This window comes from Pseudomonas sp. ef1 (assembly GCF_007293365.2).
Lineage (GTDB): Bacteria > Pseudomonadota > Gammaproteobacteria > Pseudomonadales > Pseudomonadaceae > Aquipseudomonas > Aquipseudomonas siliginis.
Genome location: NZ_CM129815.1, coordinates 574,554 through 598,702, shown reverse-complemented (window position 1 = coordinate 598,702; position 24,149 = coordinate 574,554). Strand labels below are relative to the sequence as shown.

Genomic DNA, 24,149 nt, shown 5'->3' with positions numbered 1-24,149 from the left:
TGCCGTTTTCTAATGCAAAGGATGGATACGTGAGCGAAACAGCCTTGCCAAAAGATGACGTCCAGCCTGCGCTCGATGCCCAGGTTGAAACTCCACCACCGGCCAAAGAGCCGCGTCGAGGCAATGGACTGGCGATTGTCGCCTTGCTGCTCGGTGCTGCCGGTGTCGCCATCGGTGGCTGGGGTGTCTGGCAGGTGCGCCACCTGCAGAACAACACGCAGCAACAGTCGAGTCAGGTGCAGGCGTTGAACGATCAGGCACAGAGTCTGAAGCTCAACGAACAGCGTCTGACCGAACGCCTGGCGCAGTTGCCCGGTGCGGACGAACTCGCCGAGCGCCAGCGTCTGGTCACGCAACTGCAGGGCGATCAACAGCGCCTCAATCAACGTCTGGAAACCGTCCTCGGCGCCAGCCGCAAGGACTGGCGTCTGGCCGAGGCGGAACACTTGCTGCGTCTGGCCAGCCTGCGCCTTTCAGCGTTGCAGGACATCAGCAGCGCCCAGGCACTGGTGCAGGGCGCCGATGAAATTCTCCGTGAGCAGAACGATCCGGGTTCCTTCGCCGCGCGCGAGCAAGTGGCGAAAACCCTGGTCGCCTTGCGCAGCACCGAACAGCCGGATCGCACCGGGCTGTTCCTGCGTCTCGGCGCGCTGCGCGATCAGGTCATCGACCTCACCGAGCTGGCGCCGGAGTACAAGGATCGCGGCGAGTCGCTGCTGGGCCTGACCAACGATGGCGATGGCGCCGGTCGCTGGGCGCAGTGGTGGGACAAGGTGTCGCGCTATATCCGCATCGATTTCAACGCTGACAAAAATGTCAAACCGCTACTCGCCGGACAGAGCCTGAGCCAGGTGCGCCTGGCCCTGAGTCTGGCGCTGGAGCAGGCGCAGTGGGCGGCGCTCAACGGTCAGGCGGCGGTGTACACCCAAGCGCTGGCCGAGGCACGCGATGTGCTCAAGGGCAATTTCAACCCGGACAATCCGCAAAGCAAAGTCATGCTGGAACAGGTCTCCGAGCTGAGCAAGGAACCGGTCACCGTCAAGACGCCGGATCTGACCGGCACCTTGAGTGCGGTGCAGGGGTATCTGGAGCGGCGTAACGTCAATGCCGAGGAATCGGTGAAACCGTTTGCCAAACCGGCCGCCAATGCTGCGCAGGAGGCGACCCCATGAAGCGCCTCTATGTAATCGTGTTTCTGGTCATCGCCGCGACGGCAGCGCTGGGTCTGGCGATTGCCGAGCATTCCGGTTACGTGCTGGTGGCGTACAAGAGCTTCCGTTACGAGTCGAGCCTGTGGGCGACGCTGGCGGTGATCGCGGTGCTGTGGTTGCTGTTCTGGGGCATCAAGGTACTGGTCGAGCTGGTGATGACCTCCACCGGCGTGGTCAATCCGTGGTCGCGGCGCAATCGCAGCCGCCGCGTGCAAGTGGCGATCGAGCACGGCCAGCTGGATCTGGCTGAAGGTCGCTGGGCCAGTGCGCAACGGCATCTGACCCGCGCAGCGGAAGCCGAGCGTCAGCCGCTTCTGTATTACCTCGGCGCCGCACGTGCGGCGAACGAGCAAGGTCAGTACGAAGAAAGTGATCGTTTGCTCGAACGTGCGCTGGAGCGTCAGCCGCAAGCCGAATTGGCGATCGCTCTGAGTCACGCACAATTGCAGACCGATCGTGGCGACACCGACGGTGCGCTGGTGACCTTGCAGGCAATGCATGAACGGCATCCGCGCAGCGCGCAGACGTTGCGTCAATTGCAACGTCTGCATCAGCAGCGTGGCGAATGGTCGGCGGTGATTCGTTTGCTGCCTGAGTTGCGCAAGGACAAAGTGCTGCCGCCGGCAGAACTGGCCGAGCTCGAACGGCGCGCCTGGGGTGAGAACCTCTCGCTGGCAGCGCATCGTGAAGAAGACGGTACGGTGGGTCTGCAATCGCTCAAGCGGGCGTGGGAACAGCTGACTTCGGCGCAGCGTCAGGAAGCACCTTTGGTACTGGCCTATGCCGAGCAACTGCGCCAGCTGGGCGCTCAGGTCGAGGCCGAAGAGGTCCTGCGAGCAGCGCTCAAGCGCAAATACGACAGCCATCTGGCGCGGCTTTATGGTCTGGTTCGTGGCAGTGATCCTGCGCGTCAGTTGCAGACGGCCGAAGGCTGGCTCAAGGAGCACCCGGCCGATCCGAGCCTGCTGCTGACCCTTGGACGCCTGTGTCTGCAAACCAGCCTTTGGGGCAAGGCCCGTGACTATCTGGAAAGCAGTCTGCGCGTGCAGCGTAATCCGGAGACCTGTGCGGAGTTGGCCCGTCTGCTTGCACAGCTTGGCGATACCGAGCGCAGCAATCAGTTGTTCCAGGAAGGTCTGGGGCTGCTTGATGAGCGCCTGCTGGCGGCGCCTCTGCCAGTCCCAGCGAAGGTCTGAAAAGCGAGGGAGGATGCTCCCTCGTGAACTTCGATGACCGAAAATTCCCCTTCTTTGCGCTCTAGAGACAAAGTCCTACAAAGCGCTTCACCGTTTCCTATCGAGCCTGTCGGGTTTTCCCTACACCTGTGGTGAACTGTCGGCAGGCCCTTGCCTTGAAAGGCTGACACGCTTTCCTCTACCGTAACCGTCTGTCTCTACTGTTACGGAAAAGCCATGTCGTTGGCCTGCTCACGCTCCTTGTTCTTCATGGCTTTCATTGCGGGGGCCTTTGCTCTGGGAGCTTCCTATTACCTCGAATACGCGGTCGGACTGACGCCTTGCAGTCTGTGCCTGGTGCAGCGGTTGTTCCTCACATTGCTGTGCATCGGCTGTGGCGTGGCGGCGGTGCATGGCCCCCGGCGTGTTGGCTTATGGTGGTACTGGCTGTTTGCGCTCGGCGCCAGTCTGGGTGGAACCACCGCCGCGTGGCGGCAGGTGTTGATCCAGAGTGATTCGATGCTGCAACTGGTCAAATGCTCGCCCACCGTGGAGTCACTGTTCAGCGAACTGCCGTGGATCTGCGCCCTGCAACGGATGTTCAACGGCGGCGCCGATTGTGCGGATATTTCCTGGACACTGTTCGATCTGAGCATCCCCGAATGGAGCCTGCTGTTTTTTGTCGGTGTGTCGATCCTTGCGGTTTATCAGTTGCTGCGTCTGATCTGGAGTGCTCTGCAACGACCGGTCAGCGACGAAGCGTCGCACCACATGCTGGTCAGGGATTAAACACTTGTATGAACTTTATCTCCTGCGTACCTTGAAGCCATAGGCGTGCGGGCATAATCTGGCCGGCACGTGTCATTGGATTTATGTTGCTCGATGACGCTCTGCCCGATCGTCCACCAGTCAAATCAGAACAGGGGCGCGGGTGTAGAGCAGCATGACCCACAAGGGAAGAGAGATCGCCATGCTCGAAAGTTGTCAGAATGCTCAGGAACGTTGGGGTGGGGTTCATCTGCTGATCGACCGCTGGTTGCAGGAGCGTGAAGAGCTGATTGGCGCCTACGACAAGCTCGGTGCTAAGCCTGATTCGCTGTCCGAGAGCCGCAAGCCTTTGCAGGAATTCTGCGGAGTGCTGGTCGATTACGTATCGGCGGGGCACTTCGAAATCTATGAACAGCTGACTGGCGAAGCCAAGGCGTTCAACGACAAGCGCGGTCTGGAACTCGCCGAGACCATCTACCCGCGCATCGACGTCATTACCGAGAAGCTGCTGGCCTTCAATGATCTGTGCGACGAAGGCAAATGCGTTGCGGAGAAATTCAAGGAATTGGGCGGCTTGCTGCATGAGCGCTTCGAACTTGAAGACTGCCTGATCGAAGTGCTGCACACGGCGCACAAGGCAGAAGATCCGGTTCAGGCCTGATCCACGTCCTTCATGAAAAAACGGTGCGCCCGCAAGCGCACCGTTTTTTTATGCCTGATCAGCTCGTCGCGCCACGCAACTCCACTTCAAAAACCAGAGGCGTGAACGGCGCAATCAGGTCGCCGGCACCGTCGGCGCCATAGGCTTGATCCGATGGAATCACCAGCCGCCATTTCGCCCCCACCGGCATGTTCTGCAAGGCGGTGCGCCAACCGGCAATCACGCTGTCGAGGTTGAACCATTGCGGCTGGGTGTTCTGATCGAACACGGTGCCGTCCGGCAGCTTGCCGACATACAGCACCTGCACTTTGCCGTCCGGGCCGGCCTTGGCGCCAGTGCCCGGAACCAGTTCAGTCAGAAGGATGCCATCGGCCAGTTCCTTCACCCCCGGTTTGGCTTTTTCTGTGCTGAGAAAGCGTTGCTCGTTTTCCATCGCAGCATCGCTCGACTGCCGTGAAGCCTGCTCGGCATTTTGCGATTCATGGTCGGCCAGAATCTGTTCGATACGCGCTTCACTCAGCGCCAGTGGCTTGCCCTGATACGCCTGTTGCAGACCTTCGATCAGCGCCTGGATCTGCAACTGCGGCACCTCTTGGCGCAGTCGTTCGCCGAGGCTGGCACCGAGGCTGTAAGCCAGATCATGAGCATCGTTCGCCGTGGTTTTTTCATCGGCATACGCCGTCGAAAAAAACACGCAGAGGGACAAAATAAAGTAGCGCGACATGGGCACTCTCCGACCTGAGATGCGGGGGATTATGCCAGTGCAAACGTCTGCATCGGTGAACTGCTTTTTCCTCGGCGCAGAACATTTCGGCTGCGGTGCAACGCAACGGTGCAGATACTGTCAACATGCCCTAGCGGCGGTATCAGCAGAGGTCTAGTATGAGCCGCACTCACGTCAGCCAGGAGGTAAACCATGTCGGCCACCAAGAAGCCTGTAAATACTCCGTTGCACCTACTCCAACAGTTGTCGGGCAGCCTGCTCGAGCATTTGGAAAACGCTTGCTCGCAAGCCTTGGCTGATGCTGAAAAACTGCTCGCCAAGCTGGAAAAACAGCGTGGCAAGGCGCAGGAAAAACTGCACAAATCGCGCACCAAGTTGCAGGACGCCGCCACTGCCGGCAAAGCCAAGGCTCAGAACAAAGCCAAGTCTTCCGTGAAAGAACTCGAAGACCTGCTGGACGCTTTGAAAGATCGTCAGTCCGAGACCCGCAGCTACATTCTGCAGCTCAAGCGCGATGCCCAGGAAAGCCTGAAACTGGCCCAGGGTGTTGGCCGCGTTCAGGAAGCAGTGGGCAAAGTTCTGTCGTCGCGCTCGGCCAAACCGGCAGCAGCACCAGCGAAGAAAGTCGCTGCCAAACCTGCTGCAAGCAAAGCCCCGGCGAAGACCGCTGCGGCGAAACCTGCTGTTGCGAAAACCGCCGCCAAACCAGCGGCCAAGGCGCCAGTGAAAGCGGCTGCCAAACCAGCGGCGAAAACTGCAGCGAAGAAGCCGGCGGCGAGCGCCGCAAAACCGGCGGCTAAAACCACCGCAGCCAAACCTGCTGCAGCCAGGCCAGCAGTGAAAGCAACCCCTGCCAAAGCCGCTGCGAAACCGGCCGCGAGCAAAGCTGCACCGGCGAAAACCGCAGCTGCCAAACCTGCTGCCAAAGCAGCAGCGAAACCAGCAGCAAAACCTGCTGCCAAGACCGCCGCTGCGAAGCCTGCTGCCAAGACTGCGGCCAAGCCGGCCGCCGCCAAACCTGCTGCGAAAGTGGCGGTAAAACTGGCTGCCAAACCAGCCGCAACATCGGCAGCAAAACCTGCGGCAAAAACCACTGCTAAGCCGGCCGCCGCCAAGCCTGCTGCCAAACCCGCTGCTGCCAAGCCTGCCGCTGCTGCAAAACCGGCCGCCAAGCCAGCCGCAAAACCAGCGGTGAAAAAGCCTGCAGCTGCCAAGCCAGCCGCGACCAAAACGGCCACCGCTCCAGCGGCCAAGCCTGTCACTGCCGCTACCCCGGCTGCTCCAGCTGCGTCGGCACCGTCGTCCGCAGCCCACTCGACCCCTTCGACTGCGCCAGCGCCAGCTGCTTCGTCGAACGTCAGCAGCACCCCGACCAGCGCTTCCTAAGTGCCGGTTGCCGCGACGCGCAGCACTTGCAGCGCGTCGCGGTTCAGGCTGGCGGCATTGCCGGCCAGGTCTTCAAGCCAGGTCACCGAATCTGCATCGTTGCGCGTCCACTCCTGCGCCACACCTTCCAGGCGTGACAGCAAGGTGCGCTCAGCTTCCAGCTCCAGTGATTTGATCTGCTCGCGCATGCCGGCCACCACCGCATCGTCGACGGCCCGCGCTTTCCATTGCAGGCGCAGGGTTCGCAGCGGTTGCGCCACTTCGATATCCCACGGCGCGGTCAAGGCCTTGAGCAGACGTACGCGCGGTTCATCGCAGGCCACCGCGCGCTGCTCCAGCCACAAACCGCACAGCAGCAGGCAGACATTGGCGCCCGCCGTTTGCAATTGCAGGCAGGCATCTTCCACACCCGGGCGGGCGTAGACATCAAGGGCAAAGCTCCACAGGTCAGAGGACATCGTGCTACTCGCGCCAGTTGTGAGCGAAGCTGGTAGACTCCGCCGCCATTATGATCCGACTTCAGAACCTGACTTTACAGCGTGGCCCGCAACGTCTGCTAGAAGACGCCGAGCTGACCCTGCACGCCGGCCACAAAGCCGGCCTCATCGGCGCTAACGGTGCCGGCAAATCCAGCCTGTTCGCCTTGCTGCGCGGCGAGTTGCACCCGGATTCGGGCGACTGCCTGCTGCCGGCCGACTGGCGCATCGCGCACATGCGCCAGGAGGTCGACACCCTCGAGCGCCTGGCGGTCGATTATGTGCTCGATGGCGACCTGCGTCTGCGCGAGGTGCAACGCGAGCTTGCCGCCGCCGAGGAGGCCCACGACGGCACCGCGCTGGCGCGTCTGCATGCCGAACTCGACAGCGCCGACGGTTACACCGCCGATGCGCGGGCGCGCAAGCTGCTCGCCGGTCTTGGGTTCACCAATGAGCAGATGGATCGTCAGGTAGGCGATTTCTCCGGTGGCTGGCGGATGCGTCTGAATCTGGCGCAGGCGCTGATGTGCCCGTCGGATCTGCTGCTGCTCGACGAACCGACCAACCACTTGGATCTCGACGCGATCATCTGGCTCGAAGAGTGGCTGAAAAGCTATCCGGGCACCTTGCTGCTGATTTCCCACGACCGGGATTTCCTCGACGAAGTGGTCGATCACGTTGCCCATGTCGATCAGCGCAAATTGACCCTCTACCGTGGCGGCTACACCGCGTTCGAGCGCGCCCGTGCCGAGCGTCTGGCCCAGCAGCAACAGGCCTACGAGAAGCAGCAGGCGCAGCGTGCGCACATGGAAAGCTACATCGCTCGCTTCAAGGCGCAAGCGACCAAGGCCCGTCAGGCGCAGAGCCGGATCAAGGCGCTGGAGCGCATGGAAGAGCTGTCGGCGGCCCACGTCGATTCGCCGTTCGACTTCGTCTTCCGCGAGTCGACCAAGATCTCCAGCCCACTGATCGACCTGTCCGATGCGCGCCTGGGTTATGGCGACAAGACCATCCTCGAGAAGGTCAAGCTGCAACTGACCCCGGGTGCGCGGATCGGTCTGCTCGGGCCGAACGGTGCGGGTAAATCGACGCTGATCAAGAACCTCGCCGGCGAGCTCGAACCGCTGGCCGGGCGCCTGACCCGTGGCGAAAACACCGTGGTCGGCTACTTCGCTCAGCATCAGCTCGACTCGCTGGACTCCAAGGCCAGCCCGTTGCTGCATTTGCAGCGCCTCGCGCCGGGTGAGCGCGAGCAGACCTTGCGCGATTTCCTCGGCGGCTTCGACTTCCGGGGCGCGCGCATCGATGAGCCGGTGCTGAATTTTTCCGGTGGCGAGAAGGCCCGTCTGGCCCTCGCGCTGATCGCCTGGGAACGGCCGAACCTGCTGCTGCTCGACGAACCGACCAACCACCTCGATCTGGAAATGCGTCTGGCGCTGACCATGGCCCTGCAGGAATTCAGCGGTGCGGTGCTGGTGGTCTCTCACGATCGGCACTTGCTCAAGAGCACCACCGACAACTTCTATCTGGTCGCTGACGGCAAGGTCGAAGAGTTCGACGGCGATCTCGAAGACTACGCGCGCTGGCTGGTGGAATACCGTCAGCGCAATGCGCCGGTCAGCAACACGCCGGTCAACCCGGACAAGACCGACAAGAAAGCGCAGCGCCAGGCGGCGGCAGCGTTGCGTCAGCAACTGGCGCCGCACAAGCGCGAGGCCGACAAGCTTGAAGCCGAGCTGGGCAAGCTTCACGAGAAACTGGCCAAGGTCGATGCCAGCCTCGGTGACAGCGATATCTACGAGCCGGCGCGCAAGAATGAATTGCGTGATCTGCTCGCAGAACAGGCCAAGTTGAAGGTGCGTGAAGCAGAGCTGGAAGAAGCCTGGATGGAAGCGCTGGAAACCCTGGAAAGCATGCAGGCGGAGCTGGAGGCGTTGTCCTGATGGAAGCCTTCAAGCTGCCTTTCTCGGCGGTGTGGGTCGAACCGCTGTGGTTCACCGCGCAGATTCTGCTGATTCTGCTGGCCGGTTACCTGACCCAGCGTTTCGTCGCCAAAGGCCTCACTCGCCTGGGTGAGCGCTATCCGTTTCCACCGCAGTTGCTGATGCCGCTGCGCGGCGTGTTGCGCTGGCTGATCATGGGCAGCGCGCTGATCTTCGTGCTCGAGCGCCTCGGCGTTTCGGCCACGGTGCTGTGGACGGCGCTGTCGGGATTTGTCGCGGTGGCGGCGGTGGCGTTCTTCGCCATGTGGAGCGTGCTGTCGAACCTGCTCTGCGCGATTCTGATCTTCACGGTCGGGCCGTTCCGCCTCGGCGACGTGGTCGAGCTGGTGGATACCACCGACAAGCCTGGCGTCAAAGGCCGGGTGATCGCGATCAATCTGCTCTACACCACGCTGGTCGAAGCCGAAGAGTTAGGCACCGGCAGCGCCATGGTGCAGGTGCCGAACAGCCTGTTCTTCCAGCGTTCGGTGCGGCGTTGGCGCGGGACCGATGTGTTTCCGTCGAGCGGGTTCGAGAAGTAGCTTTTTCAGCAAGATCGCAGTCTTCGGCAGCTCCTACATTTGGAATACGATCCCTGTAGGAGCTGCCGAAGGCTGCGATCTTTTGCTTTTAGCCCCAAACAGCATTAGTTTTGACGACTTGTCACAAGCATCAGCCGAGGTGTGCGATGGAGCTTCAAACATGGCTGGCATTTTTTGCCGCCTGCTGGGTGATCAGCCTGTCCCCGGGCGCGGGCGCCATCGCGTCGATGTCCAGCGGTCTGCAGTACGGATTCTGGCGCGGCTACTGGAACGCACTGGGCCTGCAGATCGGGCTGGCGGTGCAGATCGCGATTGTCGGCGCGGGTGTTGGCGCTGTGCTCACCGCTTCGGCCACGGCATTCCATGCGATCAAATGGTTCGGCGTTGCCTATCTGGTTTATCTGGCGATCAAGCAATGGCGGGCGCTGCCCATGGACATGAGCGATGACGCCGCAGTGCGGCCGATCGGCAAGCCGCTGGCTTTGGTGTTTCGCGGCTTTCTGGTGAACATCAGCAACCCCAAGGCGTTGGTGTTCATGCTCGCGGTGTTGCCGCAGTTCATCAATCCCCATGCGCCGCTGCTGATTCAGTATGTGGTGATCGGCGTGACCATGGTTTTCGTCGATCTGATTGTCATGGCCGGCTACACCGGACTGGCGTCGAAGGTGCTGCGCCTGTTGCGTACGCCCAAGCAGCAGAAGCGCATGAACCGCACCTTTGCCGGATTGTTCATTGGCGCGGCGGCGTTCATGGCGACGTTGCGCAAAGCGGCGGCGTAAACCGCTCGGGCAGAAAAAAGGCGACCTCAAGAGGTCGCCTTTTTCATTTCTACCGAGACCTCGGGGCAAGCGAGCTTTTGTGGCGAGGGGATTTATCCCCGTTGGACTGCGCAGCAGTCCCAATCGTCTTGAATCAATAGCGAGGGCCGCTTCGCGACCCATCGGGGATAAATCCCCTCGCCACAGAGCCCTTCGCCACAAAAGTCCTCAGATCCGGCTCAGCGTAAAATCACCGGCGCCGTATCACGCGGCAGATTATTGCGCTGCGGCGCTTCACGCGGCTGCTCATAACCGTCACCGCCACCGAGCTGCATGCTCAGTTGCCCGGCCACGTCCTCGCCCAAGGCCTTCGACACCTCACGCACCACCCGCGGACGGTTCAGCGAGATCTTGATGTCGCGATGGTTCACCAGTTTGGTGTCCTGCGCTTCGCCCATCGCCGTGAAGGCCGAGGTGATCTCGTAGGTCTTGGTGTTGATCAGGCTGAAATCCGCCACCAGCGTCAGGCCCAGCACCGCCGAGTAGCTGTCGGTGTGCGCCAGCTCGTTGATGTCCTGGGTGAAATCGATGTCGGACACGGTGCCGAACAGCACGTAGTCGGCGCCTTTGAAGTTGCCGGCCTTGATGCGCTTGATCACGTCATACACGTCGCCTTTGGATGAGGCGGTATACGGCGTGCCCTGCACCAGCTGGAACATGCCGGTACGCAGGATTTCACCCTTGATGTCGCCGGTGAATTTGCGCAACTCGCCCTGTTCGATGTAGCTGGTGGTCGCTTCGATCTCGTTGTAGCTCGAAGAGCCGCTGGCGCTGTAGTAACTCTCACGATGATTGCTCTGCGCCGAAACGATGTGGATGTATTGCTCCACGCGCTCCTGATACGCCAGATCCGTCACCGCCACTTTCGGGGCCGCCTGCGCGCTGAACGCGCAAGCCAGGGCCATCATGCCAATCCATGTGCGCATCGATTAACGCTCCGTGGTTTTGCGGATCTCTTTTTCGTCCATCCACTCGGCCAGACCGCTTTCGACGTCGATCAACTGCAGGCTGAATTTGTAGAAGACGTCCTTGTAGTCGCTGCTGCGCTTGACGATCGAGCTGATCGAGCCTTCGATGCGGTACTTGGCGGCAACCATGTTGCCAGTCTTGGCCACGGTGCTTTTCTTGTACAGGCCGCTCTGGTTTTGCAGCTTGAGCTGGTCAACCTGGCTCTGCATCGCATTGTTGTCGCTGGCGAAGCGCGCAACACCGGTCTTCATCAACTGAGTCTTGATGCTGGTGGTAATTTCGCGGGTGTCGATGTACTCGCTGGTCTTGTTCTTCACATCGTAGACCTGAACCACCGGACGGCCCTGCAGAATGCCGGACTGGGCCAGCGAGCGGGTCATCGACTCGGCGATCATTTGCAGGTCGGTCGAACCGAATTCGTTGGTGACGGTTTCAACAGCCTTGGTGTCGCCGTAGCTGATGTTCTTGCTGCCCAGGGTCGGCGAGGTGTTGGCGCAACCGGAGGCGAGCACGACGATGACGGCGATGCAGGAAAAGCGTGCAAACATGAGAAAGCTCTCTCAATCAGAAATAGGGTGGCGGGCTTAAGGCGTCTTGATTTCCAGACGGAAATCCACGGCTTTCGGAGTCGGGGCGATGGCCTGAATGAAGCTGGTCTGGGCGCCGTACATCATCTGGCTTTTCCACACTTCTTCTTCGGCAACCGGGAATCCTTCGGCGCCGAGCCAAGCGAAGCGGTAGTAGAAAATCTTGTTGCTGTTAAGGGTGTTGCTCAACTGCACGTTGACGGTCATGAAGCCGTTTTCACGAGCCACGCGCATGGCGCCGACGACGATGTGTTTCTGCGGGCCCATGGCCACGACTTTGCTCGCGGCGCTGCCCGGCTCCGGCGGTGGCGGGGTGGCGCAGCCTGCCAGCAAGGCGAGGGCGGCGACGGCGATGATCTTCAAGCGCATTGCAAAGACTCCGTTCTTAAGGTTGTTTGAGGCTGGCGACGTTGTTCGCGGCAGCGCTCGGCATTACGTGAGCAGCGATGCCGCCAGCGAATACCTGGTTGCCCACGGCACGCAGGCTGATCACTTGGTAGCGCTGGTCGACAGTGACCTTGACCACCGAGCCGCCGACGGCGCTCGGCAGGGTAACCTGATGCTCGCCTTTTTTCAGGCGCAGACGCACCACTTGGGTGTTGTCCGGCAGGGTGCGCCATGTACGGGTATCGGCACCTTCGAGCACTGCTGAAGAAATACCCACAGCGAGACCGGCCAGCGGATTGGTTTCGTTGATCTGCTTCTGCGCCACGCCTTTGGTGATCGCGCGCACGGTGGTGCGCACGATGATCCCCGGCATGTCATCACGCAGAGCGCGGCGGGACATGGCGGTGGTGCTGTTCAGCGCGGTCAGGTCGACCTGCTTGCCGTCGACGCCGATCTGCGCAAAAGGCGCGGTGGAGGTGTCCGGTTTGATGATCGGGAACGACAGCGGGGTGATCACCACGTTGTTGGAAATCGGCAGCGGCAGCGGTACGCGAATCGAGTCGCGGGCCGGGGCCAGACCGCTCTGCACGACGATGAGAATGTCGCTGTCATCGGATTTGGAAGGCTTGTCGAGATTGACCAGCGCCTGCTCGAGCAGCGGCGTGTTCGGGCGCAGTTCGGCAGCCTTGCGATAACCCGGCGCGGCCAGATCCTTCTCGCCCAGGGCTTCGTAAACGAAACCGGCCAGGTAATGGCTGAACGCACTCTGGTAGCTGTTTTTCAGGCCGACCACTTCCGGCGCGTCGAGGCTGGCCACCGGATAACCCTGCAGATCCTTGTACTGGGTCTTGATGCCTTCTTTCTCGGCCTGTTCTTCGCTCTTGAGGTATTCCTTGTCGCGCAGGTCAGCGATCACTGCTTCGCGTTCGTGGGTCTTTTTGATCGCAGTGCGGGCGCCATCGAAATCGTTGACCGCCAACAGGTTCAGGGCCATCTGCGTGGTCAGCATGACTTTTTCGTAGTCATAGCCTTCGTAGCGACGCACCTTGTCGTTGACGATGAAGCTGCCGAACTGTGCCAGATACTTGGCCGAGTCGAGCTTGACCGCGTCTTCCCACTGGCCGACCACCTGATCGGCGCTGCCCCAGGCGTTCTGGCTGCCTGACAGGTCGCCCTTGGCGCGCAGCAGTTCGCCTTTCTCGAAGTAATAGAGCAGGTCTTTGTCGGTACCGGTGTTGTTTTTCTCCAGCAGGGTCAGCGCGGCGTCGACGTTGCCGGAAGCCAGTTGCTGATTGGTCTGGGCCAGTTCGGAATCGTAGTTGCGAAACGCTGCGCAGCCGGACAACAGCGTGACGGCGCTGAGCGCGAGCAGCATGGGAGCGCGGAATGCCATGGGTACTTCTTCCCTGAGTAACAAAACTTGCAGCCGCGTGTGCTGGTCGGGCTGGTGTGACCTATCGACGGCGGCGCTGGCCTCCTGCCAATTCCTCATGCGTGAGGAGCTTTTGATGCCGGCTCGCTGGGCGAGGGCGCGGCATTATAAACGTGGGGTGATGGCTATGTAATAGCTTTTTGGGTGCATTTTCAGATGGGGTGCCATCACTTCTCCGCAGAAGCGGGTGTATCCGACGCGGGTTTTTGATTCGGTACAAAGGCTGATCCGACGGTATAGACCTGATCCCGGAATACCCGCAGGTGCAGAATCTGGCGGTCCTGGTCGACGCGCATTTCAAAAGGGTGGTCGATGGACGCAGGCGCAAAACGGAAGGTATGCAGGCCTTTCTTCAAGCGCAGGCGGGCGACCAGCGTCTTGTCCGGCAACGCTCGCCATGTGCGGGTGTCGGCTTCTTCGAACGGATCATGCTGAGTGACGACCAACGAGGCTTTCGCCGGGTTGCGCTCGTTTTCCTGCGCTTGACCGATGGCGGCCATGTTGGCGCGGAACATCGCCCGCGAGATGATTTGCGGCATGTCGTCGCGCAGTGTGCGCATGGACATGTCAGTCACGCTGTTGATCACTACCAACGGCTGTTTGCGACCGTCTACGGTGATATGGCTGAAGTTGGGCGTGACCGCGTCCGGCACCATCACCGGGAATGAAATGGGCGCGATGATGACCAGCGTTTCGTTCAGACGAACCGGGATCGGCACTTGCACTGAGCTGCGAGCCGGGGCCAGGCCACTCTGGATAATCAGCAACACATCGCTTTCATCGGCTTTCGCTGGCGGTTTGTCGAGATTGCGCAGGGCCTTTTGCAGCAAGGGCATATCCGGCCGCAGTTCGATCGCCTGACGATAACCGGCCGCCGCGAGGGCGCGTTCGCCGAGGGCTTCATAGGTGAATCCGGCCAGATAGTGGCTGAACGCACTCTGATAGCCGTTTTTCAGCTCAACGACCTGCGGCGCATCAAGCAAGGCGACCGGGTAGCCTTCCAGTTCCTTGTAATGGAGAATTTTGCCTTGAGCTTTTGCCTGTTCCTCGGCCGCTTCGTATTGCTTTTCACGCTGGCGGGCGATCAATGCTTCGCGTTCGTGGGTTTTCCTGATATCTGCGCGGGCGCCGGAAAAGTCATTGACGGATAGCTGGTTCAAGGCCATTTGCGTGCTCAACATGACCTTTTCGTAATCGTAGCCTTCATAGCGCCGCAGCTTGTCGTTGACCAGCATCGTGCCCATTTCATCACCGAAGCGCGCCAGCAATTTCATCGCGCCGGACGGGTTGGCTTCCTCGCGCTGGAAGATCATGCGGTCGGCATTGCGCCAGGCGTCCTGGCTGTCGGGCAGGGCACTGCCAGCGCTGAGGATCGCGCCTTTTTCCAGGTAATACAGCAGATCCTTGTCTTCCCACGGGTTGTTCATTTCCACCAGTGCCAGAGCCCCGGTCAGATTGCCCCGGGTCATTTGCTCGGTGGTCTGCTGCATTTCAAGATCGTAGTTGCGATAGGCGGCACAACCGCTCAACTGAACAGCGACGCAAAGCAGCAAAACGAACGGAAGACTCCGCATTGAGGTTGATTCCTTGCGCGCAAATGCTCTGGGGCGGGCAGTATAAAGTGGATGGTGGCAAATGGCTGCGATCTTGATCGAGCGTCAATCGGCAGCGGGCAGTGCGGCAATACTCGGCGACAAACGCTGCTGCCGTCTGCCGGGTATTTCCTGCCAATCAAAGCGAAACGCCGACAAAGCTTGAGAGAAATGTCTTCGAAGTGAACAATATGTAACTTCGCATTTCCATTTGAGATTCGTTCATGACTGCCTCGTCCCGATTGCTGGCCTGGCTGCTGTTCCCGTTATTGTCCCTGAGCAGCCTGCCGCTGCTGGCCGATACCGTGGAAGGCGCGCCGCAAGCGTTGCACCTGCTCGATTACATCAGTGCCGATTACCCGCCGACGGTCGCGGCAGGCAAAGTCATCGACGATGGCGAATACCGCGAACAGCTGGAATTCACCCAGGTTCTGCAAGGCTTGATCACTGCATTGCCAGCCAAACCGGAAAAAGCCGCGCTGGAACAGGGCGTGGAGTTTTTGCACGCCGCCATCAGTGCGAAGCAGGACGGTGCCGATGTCGCCCGTCAGGCCCGACAGCTGGGGGCGAAACTGGCGGTGGCTTATGAAGTCAGCCAGGCACCGATCATCACCCCGGACCCGACACGCGGTGCGCCGCTGTATGCGCAAAATTGCTCGGTGTGCCACGGCGATACAGGTGCTGGCGACGGCCCGGCCGGCGTCGGTCTGACCCCTGCGCCAGCCAACCTGCGCGACGCTGCGCGCATGGATCACTTGAGCCTGTACGCGATCTACAGCACCCTCGGCCAAGGCGTCGAAGGCACCGACATGCCGGCGTTCGCCGATCAGCTCGATGATCGCCAGCGCTGGGATCTGGCCACCTACATCGCCGGCTTCAGTGCCGATGCGGCAGCCGCCAAGTCCGACAAGGTCTACAACATCGCTGACCTGGCCCGCCAGACCCCGGCCGAAGTGCAGGCGGCGGAGGGCGCAGAGGTCGCGGCGACGTTCCGTGCCCAGCGCGCGCAACCACCGCAGGTCAAGCGCGGGCCGGCGCAGTTGCTCGATTACACTGCCGCCACGCTGGACAAAAGCCTCGCGGCCTACCGCGCCGGTGAACACGATCAGGCCTATGACCTGTCGGTGGCGGCGTATCTGGAAGGCTTCGAACTGGTCGAAAGCTCGCTGGACAACGTCGATGCCAACGTGCGCAAGGACACCGAAAAATCGCTGATGGCGTATCGGCAGTCGTTGCAGGATGGTCTGCCGGTCGAGCAGGCCGAGCAGCGTCTTGACGCGGCCAAAGCCAAACTCAAGGAATCCGCCGGCCTGCTGGGCAGCGATGGTCTGAGCTGGTCGCTGAGCTTCATCTCCGGCCTGCTGATTCTGCTGCGCGAAGGCCTGGAAGCGATTCTGGTGCTGGCGGCGATCCTCGCCTTCTTGCGCAACACCGGCCAGCAATCGGCCGTTCGCAGTGTCAACGTTGGCTGGGGCCTGGCCTTGCTGGCGGGTTTGGGCACCTGGGCACTGGCGGCGTACGTCATCGACGTCAGCGGTTCGCAGCGTGAGTTGCTGGAAGGCGCGACCGCGCTATTTGCCAGCGTCATGGTGTTGTGGCTCGGCGTGTGGATGCATGACCGCCGTCATGCGGCGGCCTGGCAGGATTACATCAAGAGCAGCCTGGTCGGCGGCGGTGGACGTTTCGGCTTTGCGATCCTGGCGTTCTTCTCGGTCTATCGCGAATTGTTTGAGGTGATTCTGTTCTACGAAACCCTGTGGCTGCAGGCCGGTCCTGCCGGGCACAACGCCGTGCTGGCCGGCGGTGCCACGGCGCTGGTGCTGCTGGTCGGCCTGGCCTGGGTGATTCTGCGCGGTTCGGCGAAACTGCCGTTGACCTTGTTCTTCAGCATCAACGCCGCGCTGTTGTGCGCGCTGTCGGTGGTGTTTGCCGGGCATGGCGTCAAGGCCTTGCAGGAAGCCGGGATCTTCGGCACACGGCCGGTCGCGTTCTTTGAATTCGACTGGCTGGGGATCCATGCCGATGCCTATTCGCTGACCGCGCAGGTGGTGGCGATTGTGGCGATTGCTGTGCTGTATGGGCGTAGTTGGGTGGCGGAGAAGCGTCGGGTTTCGGCTGCATAAAGGCATTCGCTGCGCTCATATTCGCGAGCAGGCTCGCTCCCACAGGTTCGGTATGTATCCTGTGGGAGCGAGCCTGCTCGCGAATTTTTTGGAGGCAAGAACATGCGTGTATGGATCGATGCCGACGCCTGTCCACGGGCGGCGAAGGATCTTGTAGTGAAATTCGCCCTCAAGCGCCAGTTCGAAGTGGTGCTGGTAGCCGGGCAGCCGCAGACCAAGCCGGGGCTGGCCATCGTCAAACTGATCGTGGTGCCGAGCGGGCCGGATGCGGCGGATGATTATCTGGTCGAGCACGCCGTGCCGGGCGAGCTGGTGATCTGCAGCGATATTCCGCTGGCCGATCGGCTGGTCAAGAAGGGCGTGGCGGCACTGGATCCGCGCGGCAAGGAGTTCGATGCGCAGAACATGGGCGAGCGGCTGGCGGTGCGGAATCTGTTCACCGATCTCAGGGAGCAGGGCCAGATGAGCGGCGGCCCGGCGCCGTTTGGCGAGCGCGAGAAGCAGGCGTTTGCCAATGCGCTGGATCGGATTCTCACCCGGCTCACCCGCAAGCCCTGAAAAGATCGCAGCCTGCGGCAGCTCCTACAGGGGCGGTGTATGCCGCAATATCACGGCGCGACACGAAACCTGTAGGAGCTGCCGAAGGCTGCGATCTTTTGATTTCAAGCGTCGTTTTCGTGGGTCAGTTCGAGCACGCGGTCGACCAGTTTGTTGATCCCCGAAGCCGCTTCACTGATGGTCTGCGCCAGCATGTACGCCGGGGTGGTGACCAGTTTGCGCGCCTTGTCTTCGACGATTTCCGTCACGGCGCACTCTTCGTGGGTGGCGCCCATCTTATTCATGGCCGCAGCGGTGTCGGCGTCGTTGCCGATGGTGCAAGTCACCCCCGGGCCATAGATTTTCGCCGCCAGCGCCGGTGAGATGCAGATCAGCCCGACCGGTTTGCCCGCTTCGGCAAATGCTTCGGCCAGGGCCAGCACTTCAGGTTGTACGGTGCAGCCGGCGCCTTCGATGGCGAAGTTCGACAGGTTCTTTGCCGCGCCGAAACCGCCGGGCACGATCAGTGCGTCGAAATCCTCGACATCGGCGTCGCGGATATCCTTGACGTTGCCCCGGGCAATCCGCGCCGATTCCACCAGTACGTTGCGCGATTCCGGCATTTCTTCGCCGGTCAGATGGTTGATCACATGCAATTGCGCGATGTTTGGCGCGAAGCACTGCACCTGTGCGCCGCGCTGGTCGAGGCGCAGCAGGGTGATGACACTTTCCTGGATTTCGGCGCCGTCGTACACGCCACTGCCGGACAGGATCACTGCAACTTTTTTGCTCATGGGCTTCTCTCCAGATTCATGGCGCTCAATGTCCCTTAAATCGTCGCGCGTGGCCATAGGGACATGGCTGGGGCGCGCGGGAACAGAGCGCTCTCTCAATGGATCGCAACGGCGGCGGGGTGTTCATTATTTGCCTGGAATGCGCGTGGCAGCCGCCAGCGAATGGCTTATTCGGCTGGCGTTTTCGGTCCGCCAGGAGGGGTCGCTTCGGCCTGGTGCAACTGCTCTGCCTCGGCGGCCTTGGCGAGCTGCTCGTCCTGATAGATTTTCTTTGCCAGTTGCGCATTCTTGAAGCGGCGCCGCAGCCACAGGCCCAGCCCGAGGATCAGCAAGGCGCCGAGCACCCACAGCTCGTACTTCTTGATGCTGCCGAGCATGCCTTCCAGCACTGCGCCGAAGTGGTAAGCCGCCGCAGCCAGGGCGGTGGCCCAGATCGCCGCGCCGATGCCGTTGAGCAGCAAGTAACGCCCCGGCGGATAACCGGACAGGCCGATCGCCACCGGCATCACGGTGCGCAGGCCATAAACGAAGCGGAAGCTCAGGACCCAGATGTCCGGATGTTTGCGGATGTGCTCCAGCGCGCGGTCGCCCATCATCTGCCAGCGCGGTTTGCGCGCGAGCAATTTGCGCCCGTGCTTGCGCCCCAGGAAGTACCACAGCTGATCGCCGGCATAACTGCCGAAAAACGCCACGACCACCACCAGGTTGATGTCCATGTATCCACGGAACGCAAGGAAGCCTGCGAGCACCAGAATGGTTTCGCCTTCGAAGAACGTGCCGAGGAACAAGGCAAAGTAGCCAAAGTCGTGCAGAAATTGTTGGAGCATTGTCTGGGTGCTGGCGAAATGAACGCGCAGCCTAACCCTTCGGGCACATTCATGAAAGTGTCCAAATGTGTCTCGACGTGAACATTTCCTACATCGACAATGGATTGCGGCTACCTGTCACAGAGCACACATAACTGTCATCTGTTAGTCATAATGGCCGTCTATAACTGTCACGCTCGCCCGTTTGCCCGGGCTCAGGAGTCTGCCGTGAGCTTTACCCCCGCCAATCGTCTGTTCCCAGCCACTCGTCTGCGCCGCAATCGTCGTGATGATTTTTCGCGGCGGCTGGTGCGTGAAAACGTATTGACGGTCGATGACCTGATCCTGCCGGTGTTCGTGCTCGACGGTGAAAACCGCCGCGAAGCCGTAGCCTCGATGCCGGGCGTCGAGCGACTGACCATTGATCTGCTGCTTGAAGAAGCGGCGAAATGGGTCGAGCTGGGCATTCCGGCGCTGGCGCTGTTCCCGGTCACCCCGCCTGAACTGAAATCCCTCGATGCTGCCGAAGCGTGGAATCCCGAAGGCATCGCCCAGCGCGCCACTCGCGCCCTGCGTGAGCGTTTCCCGGAGCTGGGCGTGATCACTGACGTGGCGCTGGACCCGTTCACCACCCACGGTCAGGACGGCATTCTCGACGAAGACGGCTACGTGCAGAACGACATCACCGTCGATGCGCTGGTGCGTCAGGCGTTGTCCCACGCCGAAGCCGGCGCGCAGGTGGTGGCGCCATCGGACATGATGGACGGCCGCATACAGGCGATTCGGGAGGCGCTGGAAATTGCCGGTCACGTCAACGTGCGCATCATGGCCTATTCGGCCAAGTACGCCAGCGCCTACTACGGCCCGTTCCGCGATGCGGTGGGTTCGGCGTCGAACCTCGGCAAGGCCAACAAGGCCTCTTATCAGATGGACCCGGCCAACAGCGACGAAGCGCTGCACGAAGTCGGTGCCGACTTGTCCGAAGGCGCGGACATGGTCATGGTCAAGCCGGGCATGCCCTACCTGGACATTCTTTTTCGCGTCAAAGATGCCTTCAAGGTGCCGACCTTCGTCTATCAGGTCAGTGGCGAATACGCCATGCACATGGCCGCTATCCAGAATGGCTGGTTGAGCGAAGCGGTGATCCTCGAGTCACTGACCGCCTTTAAACGTGCCGGTGCAGATGGCATCCTGACTTACTTTGCCGTTCGTGCCGCTCAATTGTTACGAGAGCAGAAATAGCCCTCCCAGGAACATTCCATGAATACCGAAGGACTCACTGAAGTTGCCGTAAAAGAAGCTCAGCCGGTGGTCGAGCAAATCACCGAAACCCCGCCGGAACTGGAGCCTGCGCCACCCGCGCCGGTTGCCGAAACCGCTGTGGCGGTACCGGCGATCGCCATTCCCGGCCTGGATGACAGCAGCCTGTACATCCATCGCGAGCTTTCGCAATTGCAGTTCAACATCCGCGTGCTGGAACAGGCGCTGGACGAGTCCTACCCGTTGCTGGAGCGGCTGAAGTTCCTGCTGATCTTCTCCAGCAACCTCGACGAATTCTTCGAGATCCGCGTCGCCGGGCTGAAAAAGCAGATCACCTTCGCCCGTGAACAGGCCGGTGCTGACGGCTTGCAGCCGCATCAGGCGCTGGCGCGGATCAGCGAGCTGGTTCACGGTCACGTTGACCGCCAGTACGCGATCCTCAACGACATCCTCCTGCCGGAGCTGGAAAAGCATCAGGTGCGCTTCATCCGTCGGCGCAACTGGACAACCAAGCTCAAGACCTGGGTACGCCGCTATTTCCGCGACGAGATCGCGCCGATCATCACCCCGATCGGCCTCGACCCGACGCACCCGTTCCCGCTGCTGGTGAACAAGAGTCTGAACTTCATCGTCGAGCTCGAAGGCATCGACGCCTTCGGTCGCGACTCCGGTCTGGCGATCATTCCGGCGCCGCGCCTGCTGCCACGGATCATCAAGGTGCCGGAAGAAGTCGGCGGCGCCGGCGACAACTATGTGTTCCTGTCGTCGATGATCCACGCCCACGCCGATGACCTGTTCCAGGGCATGAAGGTCAAAGGCTGCTACCAGTTCCGTCTGACCCGAAACGCCGACCTGGCGCTCGATTCCGAAGACGTCGAAGACCTGGCCCGCGCCCTGCGTGGCGAGTTGTTCTCGCGGCGTTACGGTGACGCGGTGCGTCTGGAAGTTGCCGACACCTGCCCGAAACACCTCTCGGACTACCTGCTCAAGCAGTTCAACCTGAGCGAGACCGAGCTGTATCAGGTCAACGGCCCGGTCAACCTGACGCGCCTGTTCAGCATCACTGGTCTGGACAGCCATCCAGAGCTGCAATACACGCCGTTCACCCCGCAGATCCCGAAACTGCTGCAGAACAGCGAAAACATCTTCAGTGTGGTCAGCAAGCAGGACATCCTCCTGCTGCACCCGTTCGAGTCGTTCACGCCGGTGGTCGACCTGCTGCGTCAGGCCGCGAAAGACCCGCATGTATTGGCCGTACGGCAAACGCTTTACCGCTCCGGCGCCAACTCGGAGATCGTCGATGCGCTGGTCGACGCCGCGCGTAACGGCAAGGAAGTCACTGCGGTGATCGAGCTGCGCGCGCGCTTCGACGAAGAATCCAACCTGCAACTGGCCAGCCGTCTGCAAGCGGCGGGCGCAGTGGTGATCTACGGCGTGGTCGGCTTCAAGACCCACGCCAAGATGATGCTGATCCTGCGCCGTGAGGCTGGCGAAATCGTCCGCTACGCGCACCTCGGCACCGGTAACTACCACGCCGGCAACGCCAAGCTCTACACCGACTACAGCCTGCTGACCTCCGACGACGCTTTGTGCGAAGACGTCGGCAAACTGTTCAGCCAGTTGATCGGCATGGGCAAGACGCTGCGCATGAAAAAGTTGCTGCATGCGCCGTTCACCCTGAAGAAGGGCATGCTCGACATGATTGCCCGCGAAACCCAGTTTGCCCTCGAAGGCAAACCGGCGCACATCATCGCCAAGTTCAACTCGCTGACCGATCCGAAGATCATCCGCGCGCTGTACAAGGCCAGCCAGTCCGGCGTGCGCATCGATCTGGTGGTGCGCGGCATGTGCTGCCTGCGTCCGGGCATCGCCGGGGTCTCGCACAACATTCATGTGCGCTCGATCATTGGCCGCTTCCTCGAGCACACGCGGGTGTTCTACTTCCTCAACGGCGGCGACGAGCAGATGTTCCTTTCCAGCGCCGACTGGATGGAGCGCAACCTCGACAAGCGCGTCGAGACTTGCTTCCCGGTGGAAGGCAAGAAGCTGCTGACTCGGGTCAAGAAGGAGCTGGAGCTGTACCTGACCGACAACACCCACAGCTGGAGCCTGCAGTCGGACGGCCGCTACATCCGCAACACACCCACCGGCAACCAGAACCCGCGCAGTGCGCAGGCGACGTTGCTGGAGCGGCTGGGCAGCCCGATATTGCCTGTCAGCAGTTGACCGTCAGCCCAATAAAAAAGGCGATCCCTCGGGATCGCCTTTTTTCTACCTACACTGATTCCGACCTGTGGCGAGGGGATTTATCCCCGTTGGGCGCGAAGCGACCCCTTGAGTCAAAATCGGGCCTGCTGCGCAGGCCAGCGGGGATAAATCCCCTCGCCACAATCAGTGTCAATGCACCGTGAGGACAATGCCCACCCGCGTCAACCAGTCCGCCTCAAGCCCGAAATCCGCCTGGGTCAGCTGATTTTCATCCAGCCAGTTCTCCGGGAATTCCACATCGAGATGATCGCCATTGGCATGCAGCGCCACCTGTGGCATCGCCTGGGTCCCGCGAATGTGATGGAACAGAATGGCAAACCGCAGCAGCACGCACAGGCGAATCAGTTTGATGCCGTCATCGCCGAATTCGGCAAACTTGTCCTTGGGAATATTGCGCCGGTGCCCGCGCACCAATAGCGCGAGCATCTGCTGGTCTTCTCGCGAGAAGCCTGCCAGATCGGAGTGCTCGATCAGGTAGGCGCCGTGCTTGTGGTAATGATAGTGCGCGATGTCGAGGCCGACTTCGTGCACTTTCGCCGCCCAGCCGAGCAGTTCGCGCCAGATGCCGTCATCCAGTTCCCAGTCCACGGCGACCTGATCGAAGGCGTGCAGGGCCTTGCGCTCGACCCGCGCTGCCTGTTCCAGGTCGACGTGATAGCGCTCCATCAGCGAGGTCAGGGTGCGTTCGCGCACGTCTTCATGGTGATGACGGCCGAGCAGGTCGTAGAGCACGCCTTCGCGCAGCGCGCCTTCGCAATGGTCCATGCGTTGCAGTTCGAGGGCGTCGAAGATCGCTTCGAGAATTGCCAGGCCCGCCGGGAAGATCGCGCGACGGTCAGGCTTGATGCCTTCGAAATCGATCTTGTCGGCGTCGCCGAGCTTGAACAGCTTGCGCTTGAGCCACGCCAGGCCTTCGGCGTTGACCTCACCGCTGCCATGGCCGCCGGCCTTCAAGGCCAGGCCGATGGCGCGGATGGTGCCCGAGGAGCCGATGGCTTCATCCCAGGTCAGGCGATGCAGGGCGTGCTCGATGCTCATGATTTCCAGGCGCGCCGCCGTGTAGGCCTGGGCGTAGCGGGCCGGGGTGATCTTGCCGTCCTTGAAGTAGCGCTGGGTGAAACTCACGCAGCCCATTTGCAGGCTTTCGCGCAGCAACGGCTCGAAGCGCTGGCCGATGATGAATTCAGTACTGCCGCCGCCGATGTCGGCGACCAAACGTTTGCCAGGGGTGTCAGCGAGCGTGTGCGACACACCGAGATAGATCAGGCGCGCTTCTTCACGGCCGGAGATGACTTCTACCGTGTGGCCGAGGATTTCTTCGGCGCGGCGGATGAATTCGCCACGATTGCGCGCTTCACGCAGGGCGTTGGTGCCGACGATGCGCACGGCGCCGAGCGGCATACCGTTGATCAGTTGGGCAAAGCGCTTGAGGCAATCGAGGCCGCGCTGCATCGATTCTTCGTTGAGCTGGCGCGCGTCGTCGATGCCGGCGGCCAGTTGCACCTTCTCGCCGAGGCGCTCGAGGATGCGGATTTCGCCGTTCTGGGCCTTGGCCACGACCATGTGAAAGCTGTTGGAGCCCAGGTCGATTGCGGCGATCAGGGACAGATTCTTGGCTTGGGATTGCGGCATGGTCAGGGGGTCTCGGTCG

22 protein-coding genes are annotated in these 24,149 nt (G+C 61.2%); 12 read left to right on the top strand and 10 right to left on the bottom strand.

Annotated elements, in window-relative coordinates:
• Positions 1 to 29: 29 nt before the first annotated feature.
• The 4 genes from FEE99_RS02885 to FEE99_RS02870 all read left to right on the top strand — a co-directional run bounded on the left by FEE99_RS02885 (position 30) and on the right by FEE99_RS02870 (position 3,815).
• Positions 30 to 1,172, top strand: a complete 1,143-nt coding sequence (locus FEE99_RS02885; protein ID WP_041476963.1) for a uroporphyrinogen-III C-methyltransferase — start codon at positions 30 to 32, stop codon at positions 1,170 to 1,172.
• Positions 1,169 to 2,407 (top strand): heme biosynthesis protein HemY, encoded by a 1,239-nt coding sequence (locus FEE99_RS02880; RefSeq protein ID WP_041476923.1) that lies wholly within the window; start codon positions 1,169 to 1,171, stop codon positions 2,405 to 2,407. The genes FEE99_RS02885 and FEE99_RS02880 overlap by 4 nt, the downstream gene beginning before the upstream one ends.
• Positions 2,408 to 2,623: 216 nt before the next feature.
• Positions 2,624 to 3,175, top strand: coding sequence for a disulfide bond formation protein B (locus FEE99_RS02875; RefSeq protein ID WP_041476921.1), 552 nt, complete (start codon positions 2,624 to 2,626; stop codon positions 3,173 to 3,175).
• A 181-nt stretch (positions 3,176 to 3,356) separates the two neighbouring features.
• Complete coding sequence (locus FEE99_RS02870) at positions 3,357 to 3,815, top strand: Rsd/AlgQ family anti-sigma factor (protein ID WP_041476920.1); 459 nt, start codon at positions 3,357 to 3,359, stop codon at positions 3,813 to 3,815.
• 58 nt (positions 3,816 to 3,873) lie between these two features.
• On the opposite strand, the gene FEE99_RS02865 is transcribed toward FEE99_RS02870, so the two are convergent.
• Positions 3,874 to 4,539 carry an FKBP-type peptidyl-prolyl cis-trans isomerase gene (locus FEE99_RS02865; RefSeq protein ID WP_041476919.1) on the bottom strand — a complete coding sequence of 222 codons (666 nt, stop codon included), beginning with the start codon at positions 4,537 to 4,539 and terminating at the stop codon, positions 3,874 to 3,876.
• Positions 4,540 to 4,731: 192 nt separating this feature from the next.
• Here FEE99_RS02865 and FEE99_RS02860 point away from each other — a divergent pair, with 192 nt between their 5' ends.
• Positions 4,732 to 5,925, top strand: a complete 1,194-nt coding sequence (locus FEE99_RS02860; protein ID WP_041476918.1) for an AlgP family protein — start codon at positions 4,732 to 4,734, stop codon at positions 5,923 to 5,925.
• On the opposite strand, the gene FEE99_RS02855 is transcribed toward FEE99_RS02860, so the two are convergent.
• Positions 5,922 to 6,383, bottom strand: coding sequence for a TIGR02444 family protein (locus FEE99_RS02855; protein ID WP_041476917.1), 462 nt, complete (start codon positions 6,381 to 6,383; stop codon positions 5,922 to 5,924). The genes FEE99_RS02860 and FEE99_RS02855 overlap by 4 nt on opposite strands.
• Before the next feature lie 50 nt (positions 6,384 to 6,433).
• Here FEE99_RS02855 and FEE99_RS02850 point away from each other — a divergent pair, with 50 nt between their 5' ends.
• The 3 genes from FEE99_RS02850 (at position 6,434) to rhtB (ending at position 9,704) form a co-directional block, all read left to right on the top strand.
• Positions 6,434 to 8,344, top strand: a complete 1,911-nt coding sequence (locus FEE99_RS02850; RefSeq protein ID WP_016772606.1) for an ATP-binding cassette domain-containing protein — start codon at positions 6,434 to 6,436, stop codon at positions 8,342 to 8,344.
• Positions 8,344 to 8,925 carry a mechanosensitive ion channel family protein gene (locus FEE99_RS02845; protein WP_041476915.1) on the top strand — a complete coding sequence of 194 codons (582 nt, stop codon included), beginning with the start codon at positions 8,344 to 8,346 and terminating at the stop codon, positions 8,923 to 8,925. The genes FEE99_RS02850 and FEE99_RS02845 overlap by 1 nt, the downstream gene beginning before the upstream one ends.
• 146 nt (positions 8,926 to 9,071) lie before the next feature.
• The gene (gene rhtB / locus FEE99_RS02840) at positions 9,072 to 9,704 is read left to right on the top strand and encodes a homoserine/homoserine lactone efflux protein (protein ID WP_024014759.1); all 633 of its coding nucleotides are present in this window, start codon (positions 9,072 to 9,074) and stop codon (positions 9,702 to 9,704) included.
• Positions 9,705 to 9,922: 218 nt separating this feature from the next.
• Here the strand turns inward: rhtB and FEE99_RS02835 are convergent, their stop codons facing one another.
• The 5 genes from FEE99_RS02835 to FEE99_RS02815 all read right to left on the bottom strand — a co-directional run bounded on the left by FEE99_RS02835 (position 9,923) and on the right by FEE99_RS02815 (position 14,692).
• A complete protein-coding gene (locus FEE99_RS02835) occupies positions 9,923 to 10,669 on the bottom strand; it encodes a hypothetical protein (protein ID WP_016772609.1) in 747 nt (248 codons plus the stop codon).
• 3 nt (positions 10,670 to 10,672) lie between these two features.
• Positions 10,673 to 11,260: a penicillin-binding protein activator LpoB gene (gene lpoB / locus FEE99_RS02830; RefSeq protein WP_143978906.1), complete on the bottom strand. Its 588-nt coding sequence runs from the start codon at positions 11,258 to 11,260 to the stop codon at positions 10,673 to 10,675.
• Positions 11,261 to 11,296: 36 nt separating this feature from the next.
• Complete coding sequence (locus tag FEE99_RS02825) at positions 11,297 to 11,668, bottom strand: YcfL family protein (protein WP_016772611.1); 372 nt, start codon at positions 11,666 to 11,668, stop codon at positions 11,297 to 11,299.
• Positions 11,669 to 11,684: 16 nt separating this feature from the next.
• On the bottom strand, positions 11,685 to 13,079 hold the full coding sequence (locus FEE99_RS02820) for a COG3014 family protein (RefSeq protein ID WP_041476913.1): 1,395 nt from the start codon (positions 13,077 to 13,079) through the stop codon (positions 11,685 to 11,687).
• A gap of 206 nt (positions 13,080 to 13,285) precedes the next feature.
• Positions 13,286 to 14,692, bottom strand: coding sequence for a COG3014 family protein (locus tag FEE99_RS02815; RefSeq protein ID WP_041476912.1), 1,407 nt, complete (start codon positions 14,690 to 14,692; stop codon positions 13,286 to 13,288).
• Positions 14,693 to 14,934: 242 nt separating this feature from the next.
• Between FEE99_RS02815 and FEE99_RS02810 the strand changes: the two genes are divergently transcribed.
• Together FEE99_RS02810 and FEE99_RS02805 are read left to right on the top strand one after the other, a co-directional pair.
• Entirely contained in the window at positions 14,935 to 16,833 is a 1,899-nt protein-coding gene (locus tag FEE99_RS02810; RefSeq protein ID WP_041476911.1) for an FTR1 family protein, read from the top strand.
• A gap of 102 nt (positions 16,834 to 16,935) precedes the next feature.
• Positions 16,936 to 17,391: a YaiI/YqxD family protein gene (locus tag FEE99_RS02805; protein WP_041476910.1), complete on the top strand. Its 456-nt coding sequence runs from the start codon at positions 16,936 to 16,938 to the stop codon at positions 17,389 to 17,391.
• Between the two features lie 104 nt (positions 17,392 to 17,495).
• Here FEE99_RS02805 and elbB read toward each other — a convergent pair whose 3' ends face one another.
• Together elbB and FEE99_RS02795 are read right to left on the bottom strand one after the other, a co-directional pair.
• Positions 17,496 to 18,164, bottom strand: a complete 669-nt coding sequence (gene elbB, locus FEE99_RS02800) for an isoprenoid biosynthesis glyoxalase ElbB (protein WP_016772616.1) — start codon at positions 18,162 to 18,164, stop codon at positions 17,496 to 17,498.
• A gap of 167 nt (positions 18,165 to 18,331) precedes the next feature.
• A complete protein-coding gene (locus FEE99_RS02795) occupies positions 18,332 to 18,991 on the bottom strand; it encodes a DedA family protein (protein WP_041476909.1) in 660 nt (219 codons plus the stop codon).
• 207 nt (positions 18,992 to 19,198) lie between these two features.
• On the opposite strand from FEE99_RS02795, the gene hemB reads away from it, so the two are divergent.
• Together hemB and ppk1 are read left to right on the top strand one after the other, a co-directional pair.
• On the top strand, positions 19,199 to 20,212 hold the full coding sequence (hemB, locus tag FEE99_RS02790) for a porphobilinogen synthase (RefSeq protein ID WP_041476908.1): 1,014 nt from the start codon (positions 19,199 to 19,201) through the stop codon (positions 20,210 to 20,212).
• A gap of 18 nt (positions 20,213 to 20,230) precedes the next feature.
• On the top strand, positions 20,231 to 22,456 hold the full coding sequence (ppk1, locus tag FEE99_RS02785; protein ID WP_016772619.1) for a polyphosphate kinase 1: 2,226 nt from the start codon (positions 20,231 to 20,233) through the stop codon (positions 22,454 to 22,456).
• A gap of 171 nt (positions 22,457 to 22,627) precedes the next feature.
• Here the strand turns inward: ppk1 and ppx are convergent, their stop codons facing one another.
• The gene (gene ppx, locus FEE99_RS02780; RefSeq protein WP_041476907.1) at positions 22,628 to 24,130 is read right to left on the bottom strand and encodes an exopolyphosphatase; all 1,503 of its coding nucleotides are present in this window, start codon (positions 24,128 to 24,130) and stop codon (positions 22,628 to 22,630) included.
• Positions 24,131 to 24,149: the final 19 nt, after the last annotated feature.